Below are 26,304 nucleotides of genomic sequence, written 5' to 3' on the forward strand. Positions count from 1 at the left end.
GCGGCCGCGGACGGCCGATGACCGCGCGATGGCGCGACGGCTGCTCGTGAGCCCGGGAATCGCACGCCGCGGGCCGCCCGTGGCCGACGCACGGTACACCGACCTCGTTCCGGCCTGAGGCCGTTCCGATCCGGCGCAGACGCCCGGATCGCGCAGCGCGCCATCGCCTTACGCGGCCACGATCGGTGACCGGATGCGCACCGACCGCTCGGACACACCCCGCGCTCGAGCCCAGTACGAGTGACCGACGGATACCGCACGCGGGCCGTCGGCGCACGCTGACCGTCGAAACACCACGCGGCGACCGAACGCGCCGCGCGCACAGACCGTTGGAGACGCCGCGCCGCAGCCGAACACTCGGGCCGAGCGACCGTCCCGAACGCCACGCTGCGGTCGAGTGCGTCGACGACCGGACCTGTGCCGCGCGCTGACACAGAACGGACCACGCACAGTGGCCCACCGCGCCGGCGTGGCGGTCGGGCGCGTCCAGCGCCGATGCGGCGTCGGTTCCCGCCGGGGTGGCTTTCCCTTCCTTTCGACCTACGGAGTTCTCACATGTCCCAGATGCCCTTGTGCCACAGCTTCCGTCTGCGCACCGGCGGATTCGCGCGCCGGGTGGGCGCGGCCGCCGCCGTCGCGACGCTGGCGCTGCTGCCCGTCGCCTGCTCGTCCTCCCAGAGCGCCTCGTCCTCGCCCGCCGCCGCCGCGTCGGCGATCACCCTGAACGATCAGTGGATCAAGGCCGCCGACAGCGGGATGTCCGCCGCGTTCGGCACCCTGGCCAACGCCTCCGATCAGCCGGTGAACCTGGTCGCGGCCAGCAGCCCGGCCTCGGCGCGGGTGGAGATCCACGAGGTCGTCGCCGACGCCTCGGGCGACAAGGCGATGCGGCCCAAGGCCGGCGGTCTCGTCATCCCCGCCCACGGCACCGCGACCCTCGAGCCCGGCGCGGAACACCTCATGTTCATCGATCTGAAGGGCCCGCTGCGCACCGGTTCGGAGGCCTCGCTCACCCTCACCTTCTCCGACGGCTCCACCAAGACCGTCACCGCGCAGGTGCGTGACTTCGCCGGCGGCAAGGAAAACTACCGGCCCTCCGGCGACAACGCCGCCCACGGTGGCTGACCCGGCATCGCGGCCGGCCGGGCTGTCGCGGCGGCGGCTGCTCGGCGGCGGCGCGGTCGCCGCGGGCGCGGCCGGAGCCGCCGGCATCGGCTGGGGCGCGGCCACACTCACCCACCGGGAGCACGATCGCGACCCCGGATCGGACACGGTCGCGTTCTACGGCGCGCACCAGGCGGGGATCGCCACCGAACCGCCCCGGCACGCGGCGTTCGTGGCGTTCGATCTGCAACCGGGTCTGGGGCGCGAGGACGTCGTCGGGCTGTTGAAGATCTGGACCGACGACGCCGCGCGCCTCACCGAGGGCAAGCCCGCGCTCGCCGACACCGAACCGGAGCTGGCCGCCCGGCCCGCCCGGCTGACCGTGACCGTCGGCTTCGGTCCCGGCGTGTTTACCGCGGCCGGGCTGGAATCGCGGCGCCCGCACTGGCTGAAACCGTTGCCGCCGTTCACCATCGACCGCCTCGACCCCGCCTGGTGCGGGGGCGATCTGCTGGTGCAGGTGTGCGGGCAGGAGGCGACCACCGTCGCGCACGCGGTGCGGGTGCTGTCCAAGCACGTGAAATCGCTGGTCTCGGTGAAGTGGGTGCAACGCGGCTTCCGCGACGCGCCGCGCGGCCAGACCATGCGCAATCTCATGGGCTCGGTCGACGGGACGGTCAATATCGCCCCGGCCACACCGGATTTCGACCGGCTGGTGTGGGACGACGGCGCGGTCACGCCGTGGCTGGCCGGAGGCACCTCGATGGTGTTGCGGCGCATCGCGATGAACCTCGACACCTGGGACGAACTCGACGCCGACGGCCGCGCGATCACCGTCGGGCGCACCGTCGACACCGGCGCGCCGTTGTCGGGCACCCGCGAATTCGACGAACCCGACTTCGCGGCCACCGACCGGTACGGCATCCCGAAGATCCCGCCGTCCTCCCATATCGCGCGCGCTCACCACGCCCACGACCGGGAACGGTTCCTGCGCCGCGGCTACAACTACGACGACGCGCCCGCCCCCGGGCACGTGTCGAACTCGGGGCTGCTGTTCGCCTCGTTCCAGCGCGACGTGGACGCCCAGTATCTGCCGGTGCAGCAGCGGCTGGCCGAGTTCGACGCGCTCAACCAGTGGACGACGCCGGTCGGGTCGGCGGTGTTCGCCATCCCGCCCGGGGTGCCGGGCCCGGGCGGCTATCTCGGACAGCAGTTGTTCGAGGGCGCCCCGGCACAACCCTGATCGCGACCGGTGGGACCGCTCCCGGGCGGTCCGACCGGTGGCCGGGCACGGGACCTAGGGTGACCGCATGACCGTGTTGCGATCGATCGTGCTGTTCGGGCTCGCCGCCGTCGCCGAAATCGGTGGCGCCTGGCTGATCTGGCAGGGAGTCCGCGAGCACCGCGGCTGGGCGTGGATGGGCGCCGGGGTGGTCGCGCTCGGCTGCTACGGGTTCGTCGCCACCCTGCAACCCGACGCCCACTTCGGGCGGATCCTCGCCGCCTACGGTGGCGTGTTCGTGGCGGGATCGCTGCTGTGGGGCATGGTGTTCGACGGCTTCCGGCCCGACCGCTGGGATGTGATCGGGGCACTGGTGTGCCTGCTGGGGGTCGCGCTCATCATGTACGCGCCACGCTCGGCGTGAGACGGCGCCGATGCATTGCTCCACGTGAAACCGGCTGCGCCCGAACTGCATTCACGCATCCGGCGCATTCGGGTCGAGGGTTGGCGATCCGTGCATCGAGTGCAAACCTGCGATGCGCGAACCGATTACGGATTCACGCAGGTCACGGCCACGATCATTGCCGTTGGGTCCCCGAACCGAGCAGGCCGTCGATGATCGCGCGCGCGGTCGGCAGAGCCGCCGCATCGCCCAGCCGGGTCGCGGTGTTCGCCGCCGACACCACCGCGTCGAACTGGAACGCCAGCGCCCGCGGATCCAGTCCGGTCATCGCGCCCTGCTCCTGGGCGCGGCCGATCTCCTTGGCCAGCACCGTGAACCAATCCTCGCGATCGGCGGCCAGCGCGTCGCGCACCGGGCCGGGGCGGCTGTCGAACTCCGGCTGGCACGCGCCCCGGAAGCAGCCGCCGGGCAGCACCGGCTCACCGATGTAGTCGAACCAGCGGTCCATCAGCGCGCGCAGGCGCGGCAGGCCCGGGTCCGCGGCCAACGCCGGGCGTACGACACTGTCGATGAACACCTCGCGCGCGGCGGCCACCGCGGCCAGTTGCAGGTTCTCCTTGTTGCCGAACAGGGTCGCCACGCCGGACTTGCTGACGCCGAGGTCCTCGGCCAGCCTGCCCAGGCTCAACCCCGTCAGACCCTCGACCGAGGCGACGCCGGCGGCGTGGCGGGCGATGCTCGCGCGGGCCCGCGCGCCCTTGAGCCGACGCTGATCGGACATCTCCGGGCCGGAATCGCGTGCCGATTCGTTCATGGATCCATCCTCGCATCACCTCTTGCGTAAACGCACGATCGGTCGTACTTTTCAACAATACGAACGATCGTGCGTACTGTTTTGATCCCGCTCCCGACCCACCCGCAGAGAGCCCGTCATGACCGACACCACCCACCGCCCACCCACCACCGGCGACACCTCCCCACCCGGCCCCACCGGCACCGGATCCACGCCCGGCGCCCCCACCCCCGCCGGATCCGGCCGCGCGGCCAAGCTCGCCCTGCTCGTCGCCTCCGGCGCGGCGTTCATGTCCTTCCTGGACCTGTCCGTGGTCAATATCGCCTTCCCCGAAATCACCCGCGACTACCCCGGCACCGCCCCCGGCACCCTCACCTGGGTCGTCAGCGGCTACGCCGTCGCCTTCGCCGCCCTGCTCACCCCCGCCGGGCAACTCGCCGACACCCTCGGCCGCGGCCGCGTATTCCTCACCGCCCTGGCCGGATTCGCCCTCACCTCCCTGCTGTGCGCGCTCGCGCCCGGCGCCGAATGGCTCATCGCCGGACGGTTCCTGCAGGGCGCCACCGCGGCCTTCCTCATCCCCGCCGGACTCGCGCTCGTCCTCAGCAGCAGCCCGCCCGAACGCCTCGGCATGGCCATGGCCGCCTGGACCGCCGCCGGCGGATTCGCCGCGACCGTCGGCCCGGCCGTGGGCGGGGCGCTCGTGGACTGGTTCGGATGGCGGTCGGTCTTCGTCATCAACGTGCCCATCGCGGCCGCGCTCATCGCCGCCGGATGGCGACTGGCCCGCGGCGAACACCGGCAGCCGCACGGACTGCCCGACCTGCTCGGAGCCGTCGCCACCGGACTCGGCATCGGCACCGTCGTCGCCGCGGTCACCCAGGGCCAGGAGTGGGGGTGGACCGACGCCCGCACCCTGGGCAGCGCCCTGATCGGGGTCATCCTGCTCACCCTGGCGCTGTGGCGATCGCGGCGGCATCCGCGCCCGGCCATCGCCATCGGACTGTGGCGCAGCCGCGGCTACGCCCTGGTCAACGCCGTCTCGTTCGTCTTCGGCGCCACCATGTTCGCGTGGCTGCTGGCCGGACCGCTGTGGCTCGACGCCGTGTGGCGGTACTCGGTGCTGGAGTCGGCGGCGGCCATGAGCGTCGGCGCGGTCGCCTCCATGATCACCGCCGTCCTCGCCGGTCGCGCACCGGTGCCCTGGCAACGCCCGCTCGGCGTCCTGGGCGCGCTCCTGTTCGCCGCGTCCACCCTCTATATGAGCACCGCGGTCTTCGACACCGATCCCGCGCTCTGGTCCGGGTGGGTGCCCGCCGGAATCCTGGGCGGCAGTGGCATCGGGATCCTGGTCACCGTGCTGGGCACCGCCGCCGCGCGAGCGCTGCCGCCACCGCGGTTCGCCGCCGGGGTCGGCATGAACATCACCGCCCGCCAATCCGGCGGCGCGCTCGGCGTCGCCCTGCTCGCCGCGGTGTTCGCCGCCCACCCCGGACAGCCGCTGACCGCCTTCCACACCCTGTTCGCGTGCTGTGCCGCCATCGCCGTCGTCGCGGCCGTGCTCGCGGCGCTGCCCGTCCGCACCCAGGAGCCCGTCTCATGAGCGACCGCACCGAGCACACCGACCCCTACACCCTGTCCGATCCGGCGGCCGCCGCCATGGTGCGCGCGGTACCGTTCCGCCGCCTCGCCGTCGTCGGCGACTCCACCGCCGCGGGCACCGGCGACCCGTGGCCCGGCTACGAAACCGCGTCCTGGGCAGACCGATTGGGCCGCTGGCTGCGCGCCGCGCACCCCGACGCCGCCTACCTCAACACCGGCGAGGTCGGTGCGGTCATCGCCGACGTGCGCGCCCGGCAACTACCGCGGCTCGAGGAGTTCGGCCCGGACCTGGTGGTGCTCAGCTGCGGCGGCAACGACCTGTTCCTGCGCGACGCGAACCCGCGGACCGTGGAAGCCGACCTCGACGACCTGTGCGCGAGCCTCACCGCCACCGGCGCCCGGCTCGCCTTGTTCACCCTCGCCGACGCCCATGTCGGGCGGCTGGCACCGCTGCGGCCGCGCTTCGCCGAGTTCGCGCGATCGGTCCGCCGCATCGCCCGCCGCCGCGACGCCATCCTCACCGAATTCTGGGACCACCCCGCGCGCCTGCGCCCGGACTGGCTCTCCGCCGACCAGATCCACCTCACCGTGGCCGGGCACGCCGTGGTCGCGGCCGAGCTCGCCAAAAGCCTGGCCCGTCACCACGCCCGCGAAGTGCCGCCCGAGCTCATCGGACGGTCCTGACCCCGCAACGACCGATGCCGCATCGAGTGCACCCACGCACTCGATGCGGCATCGCCGTCAGCTGTTGTCCTGTCTGTCAGCCTCTCGCGGCGGTCACTTCCACAGGGCGGCGATCAGCACGTTCAGGATGGCCAGACCACCCGCGGCGTGGGTCATCCACGCCACCTCCTTGCCGCGCTTGGCGTCCGCGCGACCCATCTCGGCGAACGCGGCCACCGCGACGGCCACCACCAGCTTGGTGATGATCTTCGCCATGTTCGGGTCCTTGTGCAGCGAGTCGATCGACTCGGCCATGCCCACCAGGATCACGCCGGTGAGGACCTGCACGCGCGCGCCCCACACCATCAGTTCCGACACTCGCGGCTGCGCGGCGGCGTACCCGCCGACCACGGCCGCCATACCCAGCAGATGAGCCGTCACCATGAGGTTGTAGACGAAGGTCATGGTTGCCACGGTAGCCGATCCGAGCCCCTCAACGACAGCCGGTAGTACCCGCGATTTTCGCGAATCGGACACGGCGGCACCGACTGTGGGTTGCGGACCGGTCCGCGGGGTTTCACCCCCGGACGGGCCGGGTAGTCCTCACCCGATGGTCCGCGCACGCGGCGGACCGCGGCGTCGTGGGCAGTGTGGCCGGCTAGGAGAGGTGCAGTGGCGGTTGTACTAGTGCTGCGGGCACGCGGACTCGGTGATCTGCTCACCGCGGTCCCCGCGTTGCGCGCGTTGCGCCGGGCCCGGCCCGGCGACCACATCGCACTCGCCGCACCGCATCGCCTCAAACCGATCGTGGACCTCATCGCCTGCGTCGACGAGATGATCCCGGTCAGCGACCCCGTGGGGCTGCGCTGGGACGGTCCCGCTCCCGCCCTCGCGGTCAATCTCAACGGTCCCGGCGCCGACGGCATCGTGGAACTGTCGCGCACCTGCCCCGGACGCATTCTCTCCTACCGCAATCCGGCCTTCCCCGACCTCGCCGGCCCCGCCTGGGAACCCGAGATGCACGATGTGGACCGCTGGTGCCATCTGCTCGAATACGACGGCATCGCCGCCGACCGCCGCAACCTCGGCCTGGTGCCGCCGGTCGCCTCCACCAGCCACCGCGACGCCGTGGTCGTCCACATCGGCGCGGGCGCCCCCGCCCGCCGCTGGCCACCGGACCGGTTCGCCGCGGTGGTCCGGCATCTGCTGGTGCAGGATCGCGAAGTCGTGCTGACCGGTGACGAATCCGAACGCGACCTCGCGTTCGGCGTCGCCTCCCGCGCGGGACTCTCACCGGCGCGAGTCCTCGCGGGACAGCAGAACCTCATCGAATTGGCCGCCACCGTCGCCGAAGCCGCGCTCGTGGTGTGCGGCGACACCGGCGTCGCCCACCTGGCCGCCGCCTTCGGCACCCGCACCGTGCTGCTGTTCGGGCCCAACCCGCCCAGCCGCAGCGGCCCGCCCCCGCACCTGCTGGGCCGCCACGCCGTGCTGTGGGCCGGGCAGTCCGGCGACCCCGACGCCGACGCCATCGACCCCGGCCTGCTGAAGATCGGTGTCCCCGAAGTGATCAACGCCGTCGACAAGCAACTGCGCAAACGCCCCTGGCCCGGCACCGGCCTGGACCGCCGCGCCCAGCAGGCCTACCGGCGCGTCGGCTAGACCCCGGTATCGGTGGCCGGCACCCGCGGATCCCGTTGCCCGGCACTGATACTCAACGCCGCCATCACCAACCCGATCCCGGCCAGCTCCGCCACGCCGGGCCGCTGGGCCAGCGCGACCGCGCCGATCACCGCCGCGGTCGCGGGCAGCAACGCCAGCAACAACGCGAACCGGGCCCGGCCCACCCGGCGCAACACCACCTGATCCAACGCATAGGGCACCGCGCTCGACAACACCCCCACCCCCACACCCAGCAGCCAGGTCCGCGGATCGGCGAAAACGGCCGGGGCGAGCACACATTGGCGGGTCACCAGGATCGGAGCCAGCACGAGCGCCGAGACCGTCGTCCCGATCGCCAGCGCGTCCATCCCCGACCCCGTATCGGCCACCCGCTTACCCAGCAGGATGTAGCCCGCCCACAGCACACCCGCCAGCACCGCGAACCCGGCACCGCCCGGCCCGGCGTCCGACGACACCCCCGCCAGCAGGAAGACACCGGCCGCCACCAGCACGACGGCCAGCAGATCACGGGCTCGGCGTGAACCCAGCGCCGCCACCGCGATCGGACCCAGGAACTCGATGGCCACCGCGGTGCCCAGCGGAATCCGCGCGATCGCCTCGTAGAAGGCGATGTTCATGCCGAGGGTGACCACCCCGAATCCCGAGGCCACCAGCACCGCGCGCCGCGTCCAGCGCGATCGCCACGGCCGCCGCCAGATCAGCAGCGCCACCCCGGCCGCCGCGGCCCGCAGCCAGGCGACCGTCGCGGGCTCGACCGTGTCGAACAATCGCACGCCGATCGCCGCGCCCGCGTACAGCGACACCCCGCTGACGATGAAGACCCAGGGGACCGACCAGCCGGGCAGGCCCACGCGGCGTTGCCGCACTCCGACCGAGGTACCCACCTCGACACCGTATCGCCCGCTCGAGCCGTCCGACCACGCCACGGCCGGGCGCTCCCGGCCTCCGGGACCCGTCGCGTCGGTGCGCGGGTCCGGCAGGGCTACTCCTCGTCGGGTGCGGACTTCGCCTCCGACAAGGCGGCCGAGTAGGCGGCGATGGCGCTGGGCCAGAACTGTTCGAGATAGTCGCGGGCATCGGCCAGGCCGCGCGGGTCCAGGGAGTACAGGCGGCGGTTTCCCTGCGGGCGCATCATCACCAGGCGGGCCTCGCGCAACACCTTCAGATGCTGGGAGACCGCCGAGCTGGTCACGCCCAGGGTCGCGGCGATCTCCCCGACCGGCTTGGGTCCCTGCGGCAGGGACTCGAAGACCGCGCGCCGGGTGTCGTCGGCGAGCGCGCTGAGCACCTTCACTCCGTTAGCGATCACTTACATAGAGTGTCGGAAAGTCGATCACGGCGTCAATACACGCGTTATCGGCACAGACCAACGTCATCCCGAAATTACCTGCGTGTCGTTATCAACCCGTAATCGTCGAACTGGGCTTTTGTACCAATGTGACGGTCACAACACGGTTTCTGAACGTACGCTGAGATCTCGTAGCTTCGAGACATGCCCGTAACCGATTCGTTATCCCGCTTCCGGGGAACCAGCCGATACCGAGCAGCCGCGACCCGCGCCGCGGCCGTGACCGCCCTCGTCGGCGCGTCCATCGCCGCCCTCGCCGCCACCGGCCCCGATGCCGCCCACGACTCCGTGGCCATCGCCAACGCCTCCGCCGCGAGCGACATCCAGTTCACCGCGTTCACCCCGCGCGAGGCCCAGGAGCCGCAGATCGTGCCGCAGGAAGTGCTGGACTACCTCAACGGGCTCAACATCCCGCTGCCGCCGCTGCCCGGCGTCCCGGCCCCGCGCCCGGCCACCGTGCGCCCCGTCGACGGCCCGCTGACCTCCGGCTTCGGCATGCGCTGGGGCGCCATGCACGCCGGCATCGACTTCGGCGACGGCTACGGCACCCCGATCCGCGCCGTCACCGACGGTACCGTCATCGAGGCCGGCCCCGCCTCCGGCTTCGGCCTGTGGGTGCGCGTGCAGCAGGACGACGGCACCATCGGCGTCTACGGCCACATGCAGGACATCCTGGTCGGGGTCGGCCAGCAGCTGCGCGCCGGCGACGTGCTCGCCACCGTCGGCAGCCGCGGCTACTCCACCGGACCGCACCTGCACTACGAGGTGCACACCGCCCCCGGCGCGCCCATCGACCCGATCGGCTGGCTGGCCGGCCGCGGCGTCGACTTCGGCGCCGCCCCCGCGGACTAGTCCGCGCCCCAATCCACTCCGAGCACCGATGAGGGGTGCACGGATCGGTTTGTGCGACAACGTCGTCCGCACGATGAAGAACGGCCCCGGCGCTACGCCGGGGCCGTTTCTCATACCCGGGTACGGGGTGGCCACACCACCGCCGGGGGACGTGCGCGAGCGGATCGCGAACCTAGCGTCAGCCCCATGACCACGCTCGATCGTCCGACGCTCGCGCCGCTCACCGACCCCGCCCCCGCCCGCCGACTGCACCGGCCCCTGCTCGCCACCACCGCCGCCATGGCCGCCCTGGCCCTGTTCTCCCTGTGCGCCATGGTCTTCGACGACCGCGTGCTGCTCGGCGAGACGGTGTGGCTCAAACCCCTCAAGTTCGCCATCGCCATGGTCCTGTACTGCGGCACCCTCGCCTGGCTCGTGTCCTTCCCGCACCGCGGGCACCGCCTGACCTGGTGGATGGGCACCGTCTTCGCCGCCACCGCCGTCGCGGATGTCGGTTTCGTCGTGGTGCAGGCCGCGCGCGGCACCTTCAGCCACTTCAACACCGAGACCGACGCGGTCAACACCATCGGCCAATGGGTGTTCATGACCGGCGTGCCGGGGCTGTTCCTGGCGAATCTGGTGATCGCGGTGACCCTTTCGTGGCAGCGCGTCACCGACCGGCCCACCTCGATGGCCATCCGCGCGGGCCTGGGCATCGCGGTGGTCGGAATGGCGCTGGGCTACACCATGGGCTCCAGCGGCAAACAGCACACCACCGACGCCTACGGGCACCCGGTCACCCTCGCGGCCGGCCACACCTTCGAACACGGGCGGCCGACCGTGCGCGACGGGGTGGCGGGCATGCCGGTCACCCACTGGAGCACCGTCGGCGGTGACGTGCGGATCGCGCATTTCGCGGGCCTGCACGGCATCCAGCTGCTCATCATCGCCGCCATCGTGCTGGCCCGCCTCGCCCCGGCCGTGGGGTGGCTGCGCACCGAACGCACCCGCGCCCGGCTGATCGGGGTGCTCGCGCTCGGCTACACCGGCCTGGTGGCGGTGCTGCTGTGGCAGGCCCTGCGCGGGCAGCCGGTGACCCGGCCCGATACCGGCACCCTCACCGCGCTCGGTCTGGTCGCCGCCGTCACGGCCGCGGGGATCGCGATCGTGTACGGGCTCAGCGGACGCGAGCGCACCGGCGCACTCAGCGCAGCCGTTCGGCCTCACGGGTCAACGCCACCAATGTCGCGGTGAGATCGGCGAGTTCGATCATCTCCGCGCCCTCGGAGACCGCGGTGGCCACATCCTCGGCGGCACAGCGTGCGGCGAACCAGCGGTCGGACAGATCCGACACCTCCTGGGCGCTGAGCACCACCGAATCTTCCGGAATACCGGTGCCCTTCACACTGTTTCGATGCTCGTACGCCCGCTGGCGACACGATTGCCGGCAATACCGGCGGCGGCGTCCGATCTCCGATTCGGCGATCTCCCGCCCGCACCACTGGCAGCAGGACAGCACGCGTCGAGACATGGTCCGAGACAATAGCGGTTTCCGGCCCCGACCGGGTGCAGTGGCACGCCGCAGCAAACCGGGCGACCCGCACGGGTAGAATGGCGGGGTTCTCCCCACGGGAACCGAAACGTGCGCGGCTGCGTTGACAGTACGTACCGCAGCTGCAGAAACACTGTTGTAGAACATTGCCGACAGGCGAGAAGGGACCGCACTCATGGCAGATCGCGTACTCCGGGGGTCTCGGCTCGGAGCGGTGAGCTACGAGACCGACCGCGACCACGACCTGGCGCCGCGTCGGATGGCCCGGTACCGCACCGACAACGGCGAGGAATTCGACGTCCCGTTCGCCGACGACGCCGAAATCCCCCCCACCTGGCTGTGCCGCAACGGCCAGGAGGGCACGCTCATGGAGGGCACCACCCAGGAGCCCAAGAAGGTCAAGCCGCCCCGCACCCACTGGGACATGCTGCTCGAGCGTCGCAGCAAGGAAGAGCTCGAGGAGCTGCTGCAGGAGCGCATGGACTTGATCAAGTCCCGCCGCCGCGGCTAGCCGCCGGCGACACCACGACACGGGTCCCCCGCACCATCGGTGCGGGGGACCCGTCGTCTGTCCGGGGTCGGCACCCGCACGCGAGCACCATGTGTGGTCAGTGCGGTGAGCCGTAGTGGGCGGCAAGCAGATTGGCGACCAGATCGCGGCGGCTGCGGACCCCGGACTTCTCGAAGATCGACTTCAGATGCTGCTGCACGGTCAGCGGCGAGACCACCAGGGTGTCGGCGATCCGGCGAGTGGAGTTGCCCGCCAGCACCAAGGCCGCGATCTGGTGTTCGCGCGGAGTCAATGGGTAGGCGGCCAGTTTCAGGGGCGCGATCTCCGGGGCGCGGGCCGGCTCGAGGATGACCGCGATGGGGCCCTCGGGGTCCGCGCCCGGATCAGTGTGCAGCCGGGAGGCGTGGGCCACCAGCCAGCGACCCGAGCGGGTGCGCAGTCGAACACGGGGCACCGCAGTCGAATTCGGCTCCCGTTCCAGGCTGCGCAGACGCATGGCCACCGCCACGATCGCCTGGGGCAGCTCGGCGCGCGCGGGCTGATCGGCGGCCTCGGCCAGCAGGACGCTCGCCTCGGGGGTGCGGGCCAGCACGGCCCCGGTGTCGTCGAGCAGCAGCAGGCCGGGCGCCGGATGCCCGTCCGCGCCGGTCTCCTCCACCTCGGCGAGCAGCACCGCCGCGCGCAGGCCCTCGGCCAGATGCGCGGTCATGGTGTGCACGAACCCCACCTCATCGGCGCGGAAGCCCTCCGCGGCGGGCTCCCGGTGCAGGCACAGCACACCCCAGCAGCTCTCCCCGGTCCGCAGCGCCGCGCGCAGTTCGTCGCCCATGCCGAGCGGGGCGAGGATGTCGCGATAGCGGGGGCTGGACTCGGGGGCGCCATGGGTGGCGTCGAACAGGGTGCCGACCGGGTCGGGGGCGGCGGCGAGAGTCCGGAAATGGTTCACGTCGTCGTCGAAGAACTCGTTGGCCAGGAACAGGGGCGTGGCCGACGGGGGGATCTCGTCGATGACCGACCCGGTGAACAGGACGGTGGCCGGGTCGGTGGTGGCCGCCCAATACGCGGCGATCGGGACGGCCGCACGCAGGGCGGTGAGCGATTCGGTGAGCACCGTGCCCGCGTCCAGCCCGGAGTGGCACAGGCGGACGATGTCGCGCCGTGCCCGATCCGCCGATCGGTGCTGTCCCACCATCTCAGGCTACGGCCGCGCCCGACGCCACGGGATACCAGTTTTCTGGAATGGTCCCGGCGGGCCGGGGCGCGCACAGTCGATACGAGGGCTCGGCCGCGAGCCCCGACCACCGAGCGAGGAGTGATCATGTCCGAGTCGAACAAGGCGCTGATCGAGCGCTTCGTGAACGAATTCTGGAACGCGGGCCGGCTCGCCGCGGCCGACGAGTTGATGGCACCAGACGTCGTCATCCACAGCCCCGAGGTCGACGGCATCGAGGGCCTCGAGGCATTCAACACCGCCCTGCGCGCCGCTTTCCCCGACTGGCACGCCACCGTGGAAGAGCTGGTGGCAGAAGGCGATCGGGTCGCGGAGCGCTGGATCGGGCACGGCACCCAGCGCGGCGAATTCCAGGGGATCGCGGCGACCGGCCGCACGGTGGTGGTGCCCGGCGTCGTGTTCTATCGCGTCCACGACGGCCGGATCACCGAATTCCGGGGATCGTTCGATCTGTTCGGCCTGCTGGGACAGCTGGGCGCACTGCCGGTGCCGCAGCCCGCTCAGTGACTGGCGACCTTGCGGTACTGAATCAGGGCCAGCGGCACCGCGATCGCGAGGATGCCCACCGAGCACAGGATCGAATACTCGACGCAGTGGTCGGCCGGCCAGCCGGTGGCCGGGGTGAACGTGGGCGGGGACCCGTTGTCGAAGAGTTTGCGCCCGGCCGCCGACACCGCGGTGATCGGATTCCAGGCGGCCACCGTGCGCAGCGGGCCGGGCAGCGTCTCCCCGGAGATGAACGCCGAGGAGATGAAGGTCAGCGGGAAAAGCCAGATGAGCCCGGCACTCTGGGCCACCTCGACACTGGGCGACATGAGCCCGGTGATCGCCCCCACCCACGACATGGCGAAGGCGAACAGCAGGATCACCGCGAACGCCAGCACCGCGTCCATGATCGCCCCGTTGATCCGCCAGCCGACCACGTACCCGCACGCCACCATGACCGCGAGCGCCAGGATATTGACCACCGTGTCGGACAGGGTGCGGCCCATCAGCACCGCCAGCCGCGACATGGGCAGCGTGCGCATCCGGTCGATGATGCCCTTGTGCAGGTCGTTCGCCAGGCCGACGGTGGTGAACGCGGCGTTGAAAGCGACTGTCTGCGTGAAGATTCCGGCGAGCAGGAACTCCCGGTACTGACTGCCGCCCAGGGACGCGCCGAAGATGTAGGCGAACAGGAACACGAACATCAGCGGCTGGATGGTGGCGGTCACCAGCAGGGTCGGCACCCGCAGGATGGTGAGCAGGTTGCGGTAGGCGACGATGGCGCTGTCGCGCACCACGCGCGGTAACAGGATCGCGGGTCCCTCGACGGCCGGGCGGTCCTGCGGCTCTTCGGCAGTGGCCGCTGTCTGCTCGCCCGCAGGCGCGTCCGGGTCGGCGGGCAGGGTCGTCACGACAGGATCTCCTCTTGAACTGACTCGGTGGCGGGCACATCGTTCTTGCGGTCCGCGGATTTGCCGGTGAGGGACAGGAATACGTCGTCGAGGCTGGGTCGGTGCACGGTCGCGTCGAGCACGTGCACGCCGACGTCATCGAGGCGGCGCAGCGCTTCGACCATGGTGCGGGTGCCGTCGCCGACGACCACGGTCAATCCGTCGGTGGCCTCGTCGAATTCGGGTTCGCCGATGCCGACCCCGGCCAGCACGCGCCGGGCGGGCGCGGGATCCTGCCCGGCGGCCAGGGTGACGGTGAGTTTGTCGCCGCCGATGGAGGTCTTGAGTTCGTCGGCCGACCCGCGGGCGATGACGCGCCCGCGGTCGATCACGGTGATGCGGTCGGCCAGCAGGTCGGCTTCCTCCAGGTACTGGGTGGTGAGCAGCACCGTGGTGCCGTCGTCGACGAGTTCGCCGATGACGCGCCACATGTCCAGTCGCCCACGGGGATCCAGTCCGGTGGTGGGCTCGTCGAGCACCACCACCGGCGGTCTGCACACCAGCGCCCCGGCGAGGTCGAGCCGGCGCGCCATGCCGCCGGAGTAGGTACCCGCCCGGCGCCCGGCCGCGTGGTCGAGGCCCAGCGCTGTCAGCAGTTCGGTGGCGCGGTCGGCGGCCTGCTTGTGGTTCATGCCGTACAGCCGGGCCACCATGCGCAGGTTCTCGAATCCGGACAGGTTGGCGTCGATGGCCGCGTACTGGCCCGACAGGCCGATCCGGGTGCGGGCGCGCGCCGGATGCTTCAGCACGTCGACGCCCGCCACGTGTACCGAGCCGGAGCTCGGGCGTAGCAGGGTGGTGACGATGCGCACTGTGGTGGTCTTGCCCGCGCCGTTGGGCCCGAGCAGTCCCATCACGGTGCCGGATGGGATCTCCAGATCGATCCCGTCCAGCACCCGGATCTTGCCGTAAAACTTCACCAGCCCTTGGACTTCCACCGCCAGACTCATCGCGCACCCTTCCGCCGGGCTTCGATCGCCGCCAGCTGGTCCCGCAGCACCGGCCCGATGACGGCGAGGGATTCCGGCGTGGTCATGCCGGCGTGCGTGCAGCGCACCAGCTGGTCGTGCACCACGCCGGTGACGTGGGGCTGCCAGGCCGCGGCGCTGCGCGCCGGGTCCGCCCGGTTGATCTCGTCGTCGGCGGCGGTGAAGAACAGCAGGTCGCCGTCGAAGACCCGCGGCCGGAAGCCGTGTGCCTGGGCCGCGCCGTTCTGGTATCCGGTGTAGAGCCGTTCCAGGTGTTCGATGGTGAGCGCCGCGAACGGCCCGGAGCGGCCGCGCAGCAGTTCGGCCGCCTCCGGCAGGGTCAGGCGCGGATCGATATCGGCGTCACCGCCGAGCAGGTCGGATCCGAATTCGGCGATGATCGAGGCCACCGACGGCACCGCCTCCTCGAGCCACCGGTCCGAGAGCTGGTAGCTGTCCATCATGCCGAGCAGCGCCACCTCGTCGCCGCCCTCCTGCAGCCGCACCGCCACCTCGTGGGCGATGAGCCCGCCCAGCGACCAGCCCAGCACATGGTAGGGGCCTTCGGGCTGCACCGACTTCATGTGCACCACATAGTATTTCGCGGCCTCGGCGATGGTGCGGTGACTCTCCTCGCCCGCCACGTGCGGCGCCTGCAGGCCGTACACCGGCCGATCCTGCGGCAGGTGCGACAGCAGCCCGGCGAAGCACCAGGACAGGCCGATCGCCGGATGCACGCAGAACAAAGGCGGCAGCATCGAATCCGTGCCCGGTCGCAGCGGCAGCACCGCGCCGAGCGCCGCGGTCAGCGCCGCCCCCGCGTCACCGTCGGACGCGGACAGGCGGGCGGCGATGGCGGCCGGCGTGGATTCGCCGAACATGGCCTGGACGGGCAGGTCGATCCCGGCGGCCCGCAACTGCGCGACCACCTTGGTGGCCAGCAGCGAGTTGCCGCCCAGCTCGAAGAACCCGTCGTCCGCGCCGACCTGGCGGTCCGCGCCGAGACCGAGCACGTCCGCGAAGGCCGCGCACAGGGCGGTCTCGATCGGGCCGGTCGGCGCCCGGTAGCCCTCGCGGGCCGCGAACACCGGTTCCGGCAAGGCCTTCCGGTCGAGTTTGCCGACCGGCGACAGCGGCACCCGGTCCAGCAGCATGATCGACTGCGGCACCATGTAGTTCGGCACCAGGGCGGCGACGTGCGCGGTGAGTTCGGCCGTGGTGGGCGCGGTTCCGGTGCGCGGCTTCACGTACGCGACCAGCGCGGTGGATCCGGCCGCGGTGCGGTGGCCGATGGTGGTGGCGAACTCCACCGCCGGGTGCTTGGCCAGCGCCGCGTCGATCTCGCCGAGCTCGATGCGGAAGCCGCGGATCTTGACCTGGTGGTCGGTGCGGCCCACGTAGTCCAGATCCCGTGCGCTGCCGTCGCGTTCGAGCCAGCGGACCAGGTCGCCGGTCCGGTACATGCGGGCGCCGGGCTTGCCGAACGGGTTGGCCACGAAGCGTTGCGCGGTCAGGCCCGGGCGGTGCAGGTAGCCGCGGGCCAGGGCCGCGCCCGCCAGGTGCAGCTCACCGGTGACCCCGGCCGGGGCCGGGTGCAGGCGCGGGTCCAGGACGGTCGCGCCGACGCCGCGGATGGGCCCGCCGATGGTGATCTGCCCTCCCGGGGTCAGGGGCTGCGAGATCACCGTCACGATGGTGGTTTCCGTCGGCCCGTACACGTTGTAGAGCCTGCGGCCGGGAGCCCACCGGGTCACCAGGTCCGGCGGCAGCGCTTCGCCGCCCACCAGCACGTGCCGCAGCGCGGTCACGCCCGCCGGGTCGACGGTGCCCAGTGCCGAGGTGGTGATGAAGGCGTGGGTGATGCCCTCGTCGGCGAACACCCGGCCCAGCTCGTCGCCGCCGACCACGCCGGGCGGGGTGATGACGAGGGTCGCGGCACCGCCGAGCGCGAACAGCAGGTCCAGCATGGCGGCGTCGAAACTCGGGGTGGCGAAGTGCAGGATGCGGCAGCCCGGCCCGACGTCGAACCGCTGCGCGGTCTCGGCGGCGAAGTTGGACAGGCCGCCGTGGGTGACGACCACGCCCTTGGGGACGCCGGTGGACCCGGAGGTGTAGATGACGTACGCCGGGTTGTCCATGCGCAGCGGCGCGGTCCGCTCACTGTCGCGGATCGGCGCGTCGGAGGTGGCCAGCACGCGGCGCCGGAACGACGGCGCGTCCAGCACGGTCCAGTTGGCCCCGTCGGGCATGCGCTCGCGGTGCGTGGACAGCGTGATGCCCACGGCCGCGCCGGAATCCAGCAGCATATGGCTGATGCGCTGCTCCGGGTACCCGGGGTCGACGGGGACGAAGGCGGCGCCGGCCTTGGCGATGGCGAGGGTCACCGCCACCGATTCGGCCGACCGCGGAATGCCCATGGCGACCAGGGTTTCCGGTCCGACGCCGTAGCCGATCAGGACCCGGGCGAGCCGGTTGGTCCAGCGGTCGAGCGCGTCGTAGGAGATCTGGGTGCCGGCCGAGCGGACCGCGATGGCGGACCGGTTCAGGTTGGCGGCGGCTTCGAACACCTCCGGGAAGGTGATGGGCAGCCCGGGTTCCGCGCCGCGGACCGGCGCGAGGGCCGTCCATTCGGCGGCGTCGAGCAGGTCGAGGTCGCCGATCGCGGTGCCCGGGTGCCCGGCGGCGGCGCCGAGCAGTCGCACGAACCGCTGGGCGAGGCCCTGGGCGGTGTCCTCGTCGAACAGGTCGGCGGCGTAGTTGACCGAGACGGTGATGCCGTCGGGTTCGCGTGCCGCGGTCCAGGATTCGGTGAGGGTGAACTGCAGGTCGAACTTGGCGATGCCGGGGTCGGCGTCGTCGGCCTCGATCCGCAGGCCGGGCAGTTCGAGCACCCGCACCGGCTGGTTCTGCACCGACAGCATCACCTGGAACATCGGGTGATGGGCCTGCGAGCGCACCGGGTTCAGCACCTCGACGAGCCGCTCGAACGGCACGTCGGCGTGCGCGAACGCCTCCAGGTCGGTGTCGCGGACCGTGCGCAGCAGATCGGCGAAGCTGGCGCCGCCGTCGATGCTGGTGCGCAGCACCAGGGTTCCGACGAACATGCCGACCAGCCGGTCCAGCGCGGGGTGGCCGCGCCCGGCGATGGGCGTGCCCACCGCGATGTCGTCACCGGCGGTCAGCCGATGCAACAGTGCCGCCAGCGCGGCGTGCAGCACCATGAACATGGTGACGCCGTGTTCGGCCGCCAGCGCCTGCAATTCGCGGTGCGTGAATGGGTCCAGCGCGCATTCCACCGTGCCGCCGCGATAGGTCGGGGCGGGCGGGCGCGGCCGATCCGACGGCACCGCGAGCAGCTCGGGCAGACCGTCCAGGGCGCGGCGCCAGTAGCCGAGCTGGCCGCTGATCACCGATTCCGGATCGTCCTCCCGGCCCAGCACGTCCTGCTGCCACAGCGTGTAATCGGCGTACTGGATGGGCAGTTCGGGCCATTCGGGGGCCTGCTTGGCGACGTGCGCCCGGTAGGCGGCGGCCACGTCGGCGGCGAGGGGTTGCAGCGACCAGCCGTCCATGGCGATGTGGTGCACGACCAGCACCAGCACGTGCTCGGTCCGGTCGCCCGGCAGCCGCAGCAGCGTCGCGCGCACCGGGACGCTGGTGGCCAGGTCGAAGCCGCCGGCGGTGACGCGGCGGATCTCGCCCGGCACCTCGGCCTCGGTCACGCTCCGGATCGGCAGCCCGACGGCGGCCTCACCCGGTTCCAGGATCTGCTGGCAGGGTTCGCCGTCGATCTCGGGGAACACCGTGCGCAGCGTCTCGTGCCGTTCCTGCACCTCGTGCAGGGCCGCGCGCAGTGCCGTGACGTTCAGTTCGCCGTGCAGGCGCAGGGCGACCGGAACGTTGTAGGCGCCCAGCGCTTCTCCGTTCTCCCCGGAGGCGTTGAACTTCTCCAGGAACCACAACCGCCGCTGCGCCGCCGAGAGCGGGATCCGCTCGGGCCGGGTGCGCCGGCGCGGTTCCGGGCGCAGGTCGTCCGCGGCGGAACCGGCGTCCAGCGCGGCCGCGAGCCCGGCCACGGTCGGGGCGGCGAACACGGCCCGCACCTCGAGCCGCACCCCGGTGGCGGTGGCCAGCCGGGCCACCAATTGGGTGGCCAGCAGCGAGTTTCCGCCGACCTCGAAGAAACTGTCGTCCGCGCCGACCCCCGGCGCGCCGACCAGTTCCCCGATCACCTCGGCGACCAGGCGCTCGGTGTCGGTCGCCGGTTCCCGCGAGACCGAGGCGAGCAGCGCCGCGGGCGGCGGCAGCGCGTCGCGGTCCAGCTTGCCGACCGGGGTGAGCGGAATCCGGTCGAGCACGGTGAACGAACCCGGGACCATGTGCGCGGGCAGGTGCGCAGCGCAGTGGCCGCGCAGCTGCTCGAGGTCGGGGGCGCCGCCGTCGGCGGGCAGTACAAACGACACGATGCGCCGCACGCCCGCGATCTCGCGAACCTCGGTGTGGGCGAAGCGGATCGCGGGATGCGCGGTGAGCACGCCGTCGATCTCGCCGAGTTCGATGCGGAAACCGCGCACCTTCACCTGGTGGTCGGTGCGGCCCAGGTAGACGATGTCGCCGTCGGCGCTCCAGCGCACCACGTCACCGGTGCGGTAGACCCGCGACCCGGGCGGGCCGTACGGGTCGGCCACGAAGCGGGCCGCGGTGAGCTCGAACCGTTCGAAATAGCCGCGCGCGCAACCCTGCCCGCCCAGGTACAGCTCGCCCGGGACGCCGACCGGTACCGGCCGCAGCCGTTCGTCGAGGACCAGGGCCCGCGCGCCGCGCACCAGCTTGCCGATGGTGATCGGCTCGCCGACGGTGAGCGGTCCGGCGATGGTGATGACGACGGTGGTCTCGGTGGGCCCGTAGCCGTTGAACATCATGCGGCCGGGAGCCCAGCGCGCCACCAGTTCCGGTCCGCAGGCCTCGCCGCCGACCATGACCGACCGCAGGTGCGGCAGCGGCCAGCGCTCGCGGTCGATGGTGGCCAGCGCGGCCGGGGTCATGAAGGTGTGGCTGACCTGTTCGCGGTCCATGAGCGAGGCCAGCTCGTCGCCGCCGTACACGTCGGGCGGGACGATGATCATGGTCGCGCCGGAGCCGACCGCCAGCAGCAGGTCGAAGATGGCGGCGTCGAAGCTCGGGGACGCGAAATGCATCGCCCGCGAGTCCCGTTCGACCTGCATGCGCTCGCGGATCTCGTCGGCGAAGTTGGACAGGCCGCCGTGGGTGACGACCACGCCCTTGGGTTTTCCGGTCGAACCGGAGGTGTAGATGATGTAGGCGAGGTCCACCGTCCACAAGGTGGCGGTGCGGTCGGCGTCGGTGATCGCGCTCTCGTCGAGCACCTCGAGCTCTTCGAGCAGCTCCGGATCGTCGAGCAGCAGCCAGTCCACCGGGTGCTCGCCGGCGGCGGCGTGCAGTGCGTCCGCGTGCTCGGTCATGCTGATGCCGACCCGGCAGCCGGAGTCGGTGAGCATGTGCCGCACCCGATCCGCCGGATAGTTCGGGTCCACCGGCACGAACGCGGCGCCGCACTTGGCGACCGACAGGGCCGCCAGCACCGACTCCACCGAGCGGGTCAGGCCCAGCGCGACCCGGTCGCCGGGGCCCAGGCCGCGGTGGATCAGGGCCCGCGCCAGGCGGTTCGAGTAGATGTCGGCCTCGAGGTAGGTCAGTTCGGTCTCGTCGAACCGCAGGAACGCCCGGTCCGCGTTGAGGTGTGCGGTGGCCGCGAAGTAGGCGGCCAGGCTGCACTGCGGTTCGGGCACCGGACCCCAGGCCGGGGTGAACATCTCGCGCTCGAGTTCGGTGCGCGCGTCGATGTCGCGGACCCGCACCTGCGCGTCACCGGTGACGGCCTCGAACACCTGGACCAGGCGTTCGGCCAGCACGGTCACGGTGTGCTGCTCGAACAGCTCGGCGGCGTAGACGAATTCGAAGACGCGTTCGTCGGCGGTGAGGCCGGGCAGCACCCGCAGTTCCAGGTCGAACTTGGCCAGCGCGATGTCGAGTTCCTCGGCGTGCAGCGACAGGCCGGGCAGCCGCAGTACGGGCGCCGGGGTGTCCTGCACGCTCAGCGCCACCTGCAGCAGCGGACTCGCGCCGTACCGGCGGTGCCGGTCCGCGCCGGCCTGCAGTTCCTCCACCACCCGCTCGTAGGGCACCTCGGCGTTGGCCATGGCGGCCAGTTCGGTGTCGCGGTCGGCCCGCAGCAGGTCGGCGAAGCTGCGGTCGGGGTCCACGTCCGAACGCAGGATCAGCGTGTTGACGAACATGCCGACCAGGTCGTCGAGGCGGGTGTCGGAGCGTCCGGCGACGGGGGTGCCGATGACGATGTCACTGCCACCGGTGACCACCCGCAGCAGGACGGCCAGGGTGGAGCGCAGCACCATGAACAGGCTGACCCCGTGCGCCCGCGCGACCTCGGTGAGCCTGCGCTGCAAGGCTTCCGGCACCTCGAAGCGCACGGTCCCGGCCCGCCCGGTGGGTTCGGCCGGGCGGGGCCGGTCGTAGGGCAGCGGCAGTTCCTCGGGCAGGTCGGCGAGTGCGGACCGCCAGTAGGCGAGCTGCGCGGCGGCGGCGCTGTCGGCGTCGGTGTCGGCGCCGAGGATGTCGCGCTGCCACAGGCTGAAATCGGCGTACTGCACCGGCAGCGGCATCCACGCGGGGGCCGCCCCGCCGTGGCGGGCGGCGTAGGCGATGGCCAGGTCCTGGGTCAGCGGGCCCAACGACCAGCCGTCGGCGGCGATGTGGTGCAGCGCGATGCCGAGCAGGTGCCGGCGGGTCCCGGTGCGCAGCAACGTCATTCGCAGCGGGATCTCGTGGGCGAGGTCGAAGCCGCGCCGGGCCAGCGAGCGCAGCGCCTTGCGGGCGCCGACGTCGTCGGTCTCGACGACCTCGAGCGCCGGCAGGCAGCCCGCGGTGTCGAGGACCACCTGGTAGGCGCCCTGCTCGTCCTCGGGGAAGAGCGTACGCAGCACCTCATGGCGTTCCACCACGTCGGCCAGGGCGGCCCGCAGCGCGTCGATGTCCGGATCGCCGTCGATCCGCAGCACGAATGCGATGTTGTAAGCACTGGATTCGGGGGAATATCTGTTGAGGAACCACAGTCGCTGTTGCGGCAGTGACAGTGGTACCCGTTCCGGGCGCGGCGAGTGCACAGCCAGCGCGACACGCTGCGCCCGGGGCGCCTCCGCCAGGCGCACGGCCACCCCGGCCACGGTGGGTGATTCGAAGATGTCGCGCACCGGCAGCTCCACCCCGAATTCGGCGTGCAGGGCCGCGGTGAGGCGGGTCGCCAGCAGCGAGTTGCCGCCGATCTCGAAGAAGTTGTCGTCCGCGCCCGGCGCGATCCCGCCCAGGATCGAACCGAACACGAGCGCGACCTGTTGTTCCAGTTCGGTTTCCGGGGCGCGGGTGGGCGCGACGGCCGCGAACTCGGGTGCGGGCAGCGCCTTGCGGTCCAGCTTGCCCGCCGGGGTGACGGGCATGGCGTCGAGCACGGTCAGCGCCGAGGGCACCATGTAGCCGGGCAGCCGCCCGCGGGCGGTGTCCAGCACCGCGGCCGGGTCCACGGCGGTGTCGGCGGTGAGATAGGAGACCAGGCGCGGGATTCCGCGTTCGTCGTGGTGAACCAGGGTGAGCGCGAACGTGACTCCCGGGTGCGCGGCCAGCACGTGGTCGATCTCGGCGAGTTCGATGCGGAAGCCGCGGATCTTGATCTGGTCGTCGGCGCGGCCCAGGAAGCGCAGCTGCCCGGCGCCGTCGGCGACCACCAGGTCACCGGTGCGGTACATGCGCTCGCCGCGGCGGCCGTGCGGATTGGCCGGGAAACGTTGCGCGGTCAGACCGTGCCGGCCCAGATAGCCGCGGGCCAGGCCGGGACCGGACAGGTACAGCTCCCCCGCCACGCCCGGCGGCACCGGGTGCAGGCGGCCGTCGAGCACGAACAGCCGCATTCCGCGCACGGGCAGGCCGATCGGCACCGGCCGCCCAGCCACCATGGGTCCGGTGGCGGTGGCGGCGACGGTGGCCTCGGACGGGCCGTACATATTGTGCATGCGCCGGGCGGGCAGACCGGGCCGCGATTCCGGTGCGGTCCACACCGTCACCAGGTCTTCGGGGCAGGCCTCGCCGCCGACGATGACGGCCTCGAGTTCGGGCAGGTCGCCGGCGGGCACGGTGCCCAGGGCGGCGGGGGTGACGAACGCGTGCGTCACATGCTCCTCGCGCAGGATGCGCGCGAGCTCCTCACCACCGAAGACGCCCGCGGGCGCGACCACGATGGTGGCCCCCGCCGCGAAGCCCAGCAGCAGTTCCAGCACCGAGGCGTCGAAGCTGGGCGACGAGAAGTGCAGGGTGCGAGCGGAATCGGTGACCTTGAACAGGTGCATCTGCTCGTGCGCCAGCGAGGCGATGCCCGCGTTGGTGACCACCACGGCCTTGGGCTTGCCGGTGGAGCCGGAGGTGTAGATGAGGTAGGCCGGGCCGCCGGTGCGCAGCGGGTGGTGGCGCTCGAGGTCGGTGACCGCGCTGTCAGGGAATTGCGCGCATTCCGCGACGAGCTGGTCGGAGCCGAGCAGCAGCCAGTCCACGTAGCTCTTGCGGTGCCGTCCCCGGTTGCCGGGCCAGGTGGTCGGCATGTCCGCGCGCCGTTCGGCATTGGTGATGCCGAGCATGGCCCCGGAGTCGGCGAGCATGTGGGCGATGCGGTCCGACGGATAGTCGGGGTCGATGGGCACGTACGCCGCGCCGGTCTTGGCGACCGACCACACCGCGAGAATGCTGTCCAGGCTGCGCGGCAGTGCGACGGCGACGACCACCTCCGGTCCGGCGCCGTGCTCGATCAGCACCCGCGCCAAGCGGTTCGAGCGTTCGTCGAGTTCGCGGTAGGTGGTGTCCTGGCCCAGGTAGCGCACGGCCACCGCGTCGGGGACGCGTTCGGCGGTGTCGGTGAGCAGCCGGGCCAGGGTGGTGGCGGGCTCGGCGGGCGAGCCCACGATGGGCACCAGTTTGGCGGTCTCGCGTGCGTCCAGCAGCGGCAGGTCGCCGACCGGCAGGGACGGTTCGGCGACCGCGGCGGCCAGCACCGCGCCGAAGCGACGCGCGATGGCCTCGACCGTGGCATGGTCGAAAACATCGGCGGCGTAGCCGAATTCGGCGGACAGCCCGGCGTCCTCGGCGGGGGTCCCGGCCGGCTCGTGCACGGTCAGCTGCAGGTCGAACTTGGCGACGTCGGTGGCCATGGGCACCACGTCGCTGTCCACGCCGGGCAGGTCGACGCGCAGTTCGGGGCCGTTGTCGTAGGACAGCATGACCTGGAACAGCGGGTGCCGGGCCGCGGACCGGTCCGGGTTGACCACCTCGACGAGCCGCTCGAAAGGCACGTCGGCATTGGCGAAGGCGTTGAGGTCGGTGTCGCGGACCTCGGCGAGCATGCGGTCGAATCCGGCGGCCGGATCCACCCGGGTGCGCAGCACCAGGGTGTTGACGAACATGCCGACCAGATCGTCGAGCGCGGGATCGCTGCGCCCGGCGATCGGGGTGCCGATGGCGATGTCGGCGGTGTTGCACAGGCGCGAGAGCACCACGGCCAGCGCGGCGTGCAACACCATGAAGGTGCTGACCCCGCGCTCGTGGGCGACGGCGGCCAGATCGCGGCGGACCGCGGCGGGGATGGTGAATTCGACGGTCCCGCCGTCGGTGGACCGCTGCCGCGGACGCGGACGGTCCAGGGGCAGGTCCAGCAGGTCGGGCAGGTCGGCGAGGGCGGCGCGCCAGTAGGACAGCTGCCGGGCCAGCGCGCTGGCCGGGGCGGACTCGTCGCCGAGCAGTTCTCGTTGCCACAGCGCGAAATCGGCGTACTGCACCGGCAGCGGCGTCCACACGGGCGCCTCGCCCTGGGCGCGGGCGGCGACCGCGGTCATCAGGTCGCGGGTGAGCGGGTCGATCGACCAGCCGTCACCGCTGATGTGGTGCAGCACCACCAGCAGCAGGTGGGTGTCGGGGGCGGTGCGGTACAACGCCACCCGCACGGGGGCCTGACTGCGCAGATCGAAACCGTACCCGGCGAATTCGGTCGCCAGCGCGACCGCGTCGGCGACCGTGGCGGCGTCGATCGGGTCGAGGGTGAGCGGGATCTCGGCGGCCGGGTGGATGAGCTGGCAGGGCCCGTCGGGGGTGTCGGGGAAGGTGGTGCGCAGGCTCTCGTGCCGTTCCAGCACGTCCACGAGCCCGGCGCGCAGCGCCGGAATGTCCAGCGGCCCGGTCAGTTTCACCGCGAACGGCATGTTGTAGGCCGCGGCGTGCTCGGCGAACCGGTTGAGGATCCACAGCCGTTGCTGGGCCAGTGACAGCGGAATCTGTTGCGGCCGCGGCCCGGCCGTCAGCAGCGGTTCGGGGTGCGCGGTCCCGTCGTGTTGCGCGGCGGAGAGCCGGTCGGCGAGCGCGGCCACGGTGGAGGTTTCGAACAGGTCGCGAATGGTGAGCGAGACGCCGAGCGCGGCATTGACCCGCGCCATGGCGCGGGCCGCGGTCAGCGAATTGCCGCCCAGGTCGAAGAAGCTGTCCTGGACGTCGAGTTCGTCGGTGCCGAGCACCTCGGCGAAGATGCCGAGCAGCCGGCGTTCCATATCGGTGCTGGGTTCGGCGACGGGCCGGGCGGGGCGGCGGGCGCCGGCGTCCGGTTCCGGCAGGGCCTTGCGGTCCACCTTGCCGTTGGCGCTCAGCGGTAGTTCGTCGAGCACCATCACCACCGAGGGCACCATGTAGCCGGGCAGGGTGCGGCAACGCAATGGCTGGTATCGGCGGCGGGCTCGGCAAGTTCACCGAGTTGCGTCAGCGTCTGCTGTTCGTCATCGGCGCGTTGATCGTCTATCGCATCGGCAGCTACATCCCGGTGCCGGGTATCAACCCG

19 protein-coding genes are annotated in these 26,304 nt (G+C 71.8%); 10 read left to right on the top strand and 9 right to left on the bottom strand.

Annotated features, from left to right (window positions below):
* Positions 1-555: 555 nt before the first annotated feature.
* The 3 genes from ACWELJ_RS23905 to ACWELJ_RS23915 all read left to right on the top strand — a co-directional run bounded on the left by ACWELJ_RS23905 (position 556) and on the right by ACWELJ_RS23915 (position 2,750).
* Complete coding sequence (locus ACWELJ_RS23905) at positions 556-1,125, top strand: copper chaperone PCu(A)C (protein WP_452368359.1); 570 nt, start codon at positions 556-558, stop codon at positions 1,123-1,125.
* Positions 1,118-2,347 (top strand): Dyp-type peroxidase, encoded by a 1,230-nt coding sequence (locus ACWELJ_RS23910; RefSeq protein WP_452368360.1) that lies wholly within the window; start codon positions 1,118-1,120, stop codon positions 2,345-2,347. Before ACWELJ_RS23905 ends, ACWELJ_RS23910 begins: the two co-directional genes overlap by 8 nt.
* A 67-nt stretch (positions 2,348-2,414) precedes the next feature.
* A complete protein-coding gene (locus tag ACWELJ_RS23915; RefSeq protein WP_452368361.1) occupies positions 2,415-2,750 on the top strand; it encodes a YnfA family protein in 336 nt (111 codons plus the stop codon).
* Between the two features lie 154 nt (positions 2,751-2,904).
* Here the strand turns inward: ACWELJ_RS23915 and ACWELJ_RS23920 are convergent, their stop codons facing one another.
* Positions 2,905-3,543 carry a TetR/AcrR family transcriptional regulator gene (locus tag ACWELJ_RS23920; RefSeq protein ID WP_452368362.1) on the bottom strand — a complete coding sequence of 213 codons (639 nt, stop codon included), beginning with the start codon at positions 3,541-3,543 and terminating at the stop codon, positions 2,905-2,907.
* 118 nt (positions 3,544-3,661) lie between these two features.
* Here ACWELJ_RS23920 and ACWELJ_RS23925 point away from each other — a divergent pair, with 118 nt between their 5' ends.
* Positions 3,662-5,125, top strand: a complete 1,464-nt coding sequence (locus tag ACWELJ_RS23925) for an MFS transporter (RefSeq protein ID WP_452368363.1) — start codon at positions 3,662-3,664, stop codon at positions 5,123-5,125.
* A complete protein-coding gene (locus tag ACWELJ_RS23930; protein WP_452368364.1) occupies positions 5,122-5,808 on the top strand; it encodes an SGNH/GDSL hydrolase family protein in 687 nt (228 codons plus the stop codon). The genes ACWELJ_RS23925 and ACWELJ_RS23930 overlap by 4 nt, the downstream gene beginning before the upstream one ends.
* Before the next feature lie 93 nt (positions 5,809-5,901).
* On the opposite strand, the gene ACWELJ_RS23935 is transcribed toward ACWELJ_RS23930, so the two are convergent.
* Entirely contained in the window at positions 5,902-6,252 is a 351-nt protein-coding gene (locus ACWELJ_RS23935) for a hypothetical protein (protein ID WP_213555781.1), read from the bottom strand.
* Positions 6,253-6,459: 207 nt separating this feature from the next.
* Between ACWELJ_RS23935 and ACWELJ_RS23940 the strand changes: the two genes are divergently transcribed.
* A complete protein-coding gene (locus ACWELJ_RS23940) occupies positions 6,460-7,449 on the top strand; it encodes a glycosyltransferase family 9 protein (protein ID WP_452368365.1) in 990 nt (329 codons plus the stop codon).
* Here the strand turns inward: ACWELJ_RS23940 and ACWELJ_RS23945 are convergent.
* Together ACWELJ_RS23945 and ACWELJ_RS23950 are read right to left on the bottom strand one after the other, a co-directional pair.
* Entirely contained in the window at positions 7,446-8,354 is a 909-nt protein-coding gene (locus ACWELJ_RS23945) for an EamA family transporter (protein WP_452368366.1), read from the bottom strand. The two genes, ACWELJ_RS23940 and ACWELJ_RS23945, sit on opposite strands and share 4 nt — an antisense overlap.
* A gap of 98 nt (positions 8,355-8,452) precedes the next feature.
* Positions 8,453-8,779 (bottom strand): ArsR/SmtB family transcription factor, encoded by a 327-nt coding sequence (locus ACWELJ_RS23950; RefSeq protein ID WP_452368367.1) that lies wholly within the window; start codon positions 8,777-8,779, stop codon positions 8,453-8,455.
* A gap of 183 nt (positions 8,780-8,962) precedes the next feature.
* On the opposite strand from ACWELJ_RS23950, the gene ACWELJ_RS23955 reads away from it, so the two are divergent.
* Together ACWELJ_RS23955 and ACWELJ_RS23960 are read left to right on the top strand one after the other, a co-directional pair.
* Positions 8,963-9,670 carry a M23 family metallopeptidase gene (locus ACWELJ_RS23955; protein WP_452368368.1) on the top strand — a complete coding sequence of 236 codons (708 nt, stop codon included), beginning with the start codon at positions 8,963-8,965 and terminating at the stop codon, positions 9,668-9,670.
* A gap of 186 nt (positions 9,671-9,856) precedes the next feature.
* Positions 9,857-10,903, top strand: coding sequence for a hypothetical protein (locus tag ACWELJ_RS23960; RefSeq protein WP_452368369.1), 1,047 nt, complete (start codon positions 9,857-9,859; stop codon positions 10,901-10,903).
* Here the strand turns inward: ACWELJ_RS23960 and ACWELJ_RS23965 are convergent.
* Positions 10,854-11,180, bottom strand: a complete 327-nt coding sequence (locus ACWELJ_RS23965) for a hypothetical protein (protein ID WP_033086730.1) — start codon at positions 11,178-11,180, stop codon at positions 10,854-10,856. The two genes, ACWELJ_RS23960 and ACWELJ_RS23965, sit on opposite strands and share 50 nt — an antisense overlap.
* Before the next feature lie 196 nt (positions 11,181-11,376).
* Between ACWELJ_RS23965 and ACWELJ_RS23970 the strand changes: the two genes are divergently transcribed.
* The gene (locus tag ACWELJ_RS23970; RefSeq protein WP_213555785.1) at positions 11,377-11,712 is read left to right on the top strand and encodes an RNA polymerase-binding protein RbpA; all 336 of its coding nucleotides are present in this window, start codon (positions 11,377-11,379) and stop codon (positions 11,710-11,712) included.
* 97 nt (positions 11,713-11,809) lie between these two features.
* Here ACWELJ_RS23970 and ACWELJ_RS23975 read toward each other — a convergent pair whose 3' ends face one another.
* Positions 11,810-12,901 (bottom strand): response regulator transcription factor, encoded by a 1,092-nt coding sequence (locus ACWELJ_RS23975; protein ID WP_452368370.1) that lies wholly within the window; start codon positions 12,899-12,901, stop codon positions 11,810-11,812.
* Between the two features lie 129 nt (positions 12,902-13,030).
* Here ACWELJ_RS23975 and ACWELJ_RS23980 point away from each other — a divergent pair, with 129 nt between their 5' ends.
* The gene (locus ACWELJ_RS23980; protein WP_452368371.1) at positions 13,031-13,450 is read left to right on the top strand and encodes an ester cyclase; all 420 of its coding nucleotides are present in this window, start codon (positions 13,031-13,033) and stop codon (positions 13,448-13,450) included.
* Here the strand turns inward: ACWELJ_RS23980 and ACWELJ_RS23985 are convergent.
* The 3 genes from ACWELJ_RS23985 to ACWELJ_RS23995 form a co-directional block, all read right to left on the bottom strand.
* Entirely contained in the window at positions 13,444-14,226 is a 783-nt protein-coding gene (locus ACWELJ_RS23985; RefSeq protein ID WP_452368374.1) for an ABC transporter permease, read from the bottom strand. The two genes, ACWELJ_RS23980 and ACWELJ_RS23985, sit on opposite strands and share 7 nt — an antisense overlap.
* A 110-nt stretch (positions 14,227-14,336) precedes the next feature.
* Complete coding sequence (locus tag ACWELJ_RS23990; protein WP_452368372.1) at positions 14,337-15,329, bottom strand: ATP-binding cassette domain-containing protein; 993 nt, start codon at positions 15,327-15,329, stop codon at positions 14,337-14,339.
* A complete protein-coding gene (locus ACWELJ_RS23995; protein ID WP_452368373.1) occupies positions 15,326-26,182 on the bottom strand; it encodes an amino acid adenylation domain-containing protein in 10,857 nt (3,618 codons plus the stop codon). Before ACWELJ_RS23995 ends, ACWELJ_RS23990 begins: the two co-directional genes overlap by 4 nt.
* Positions 26,183-26,304: the final 122 nt, after the last annotated feature.

This window comes from Nocardia sp. NPDC004582 (genome assembly GCF_053602115.1).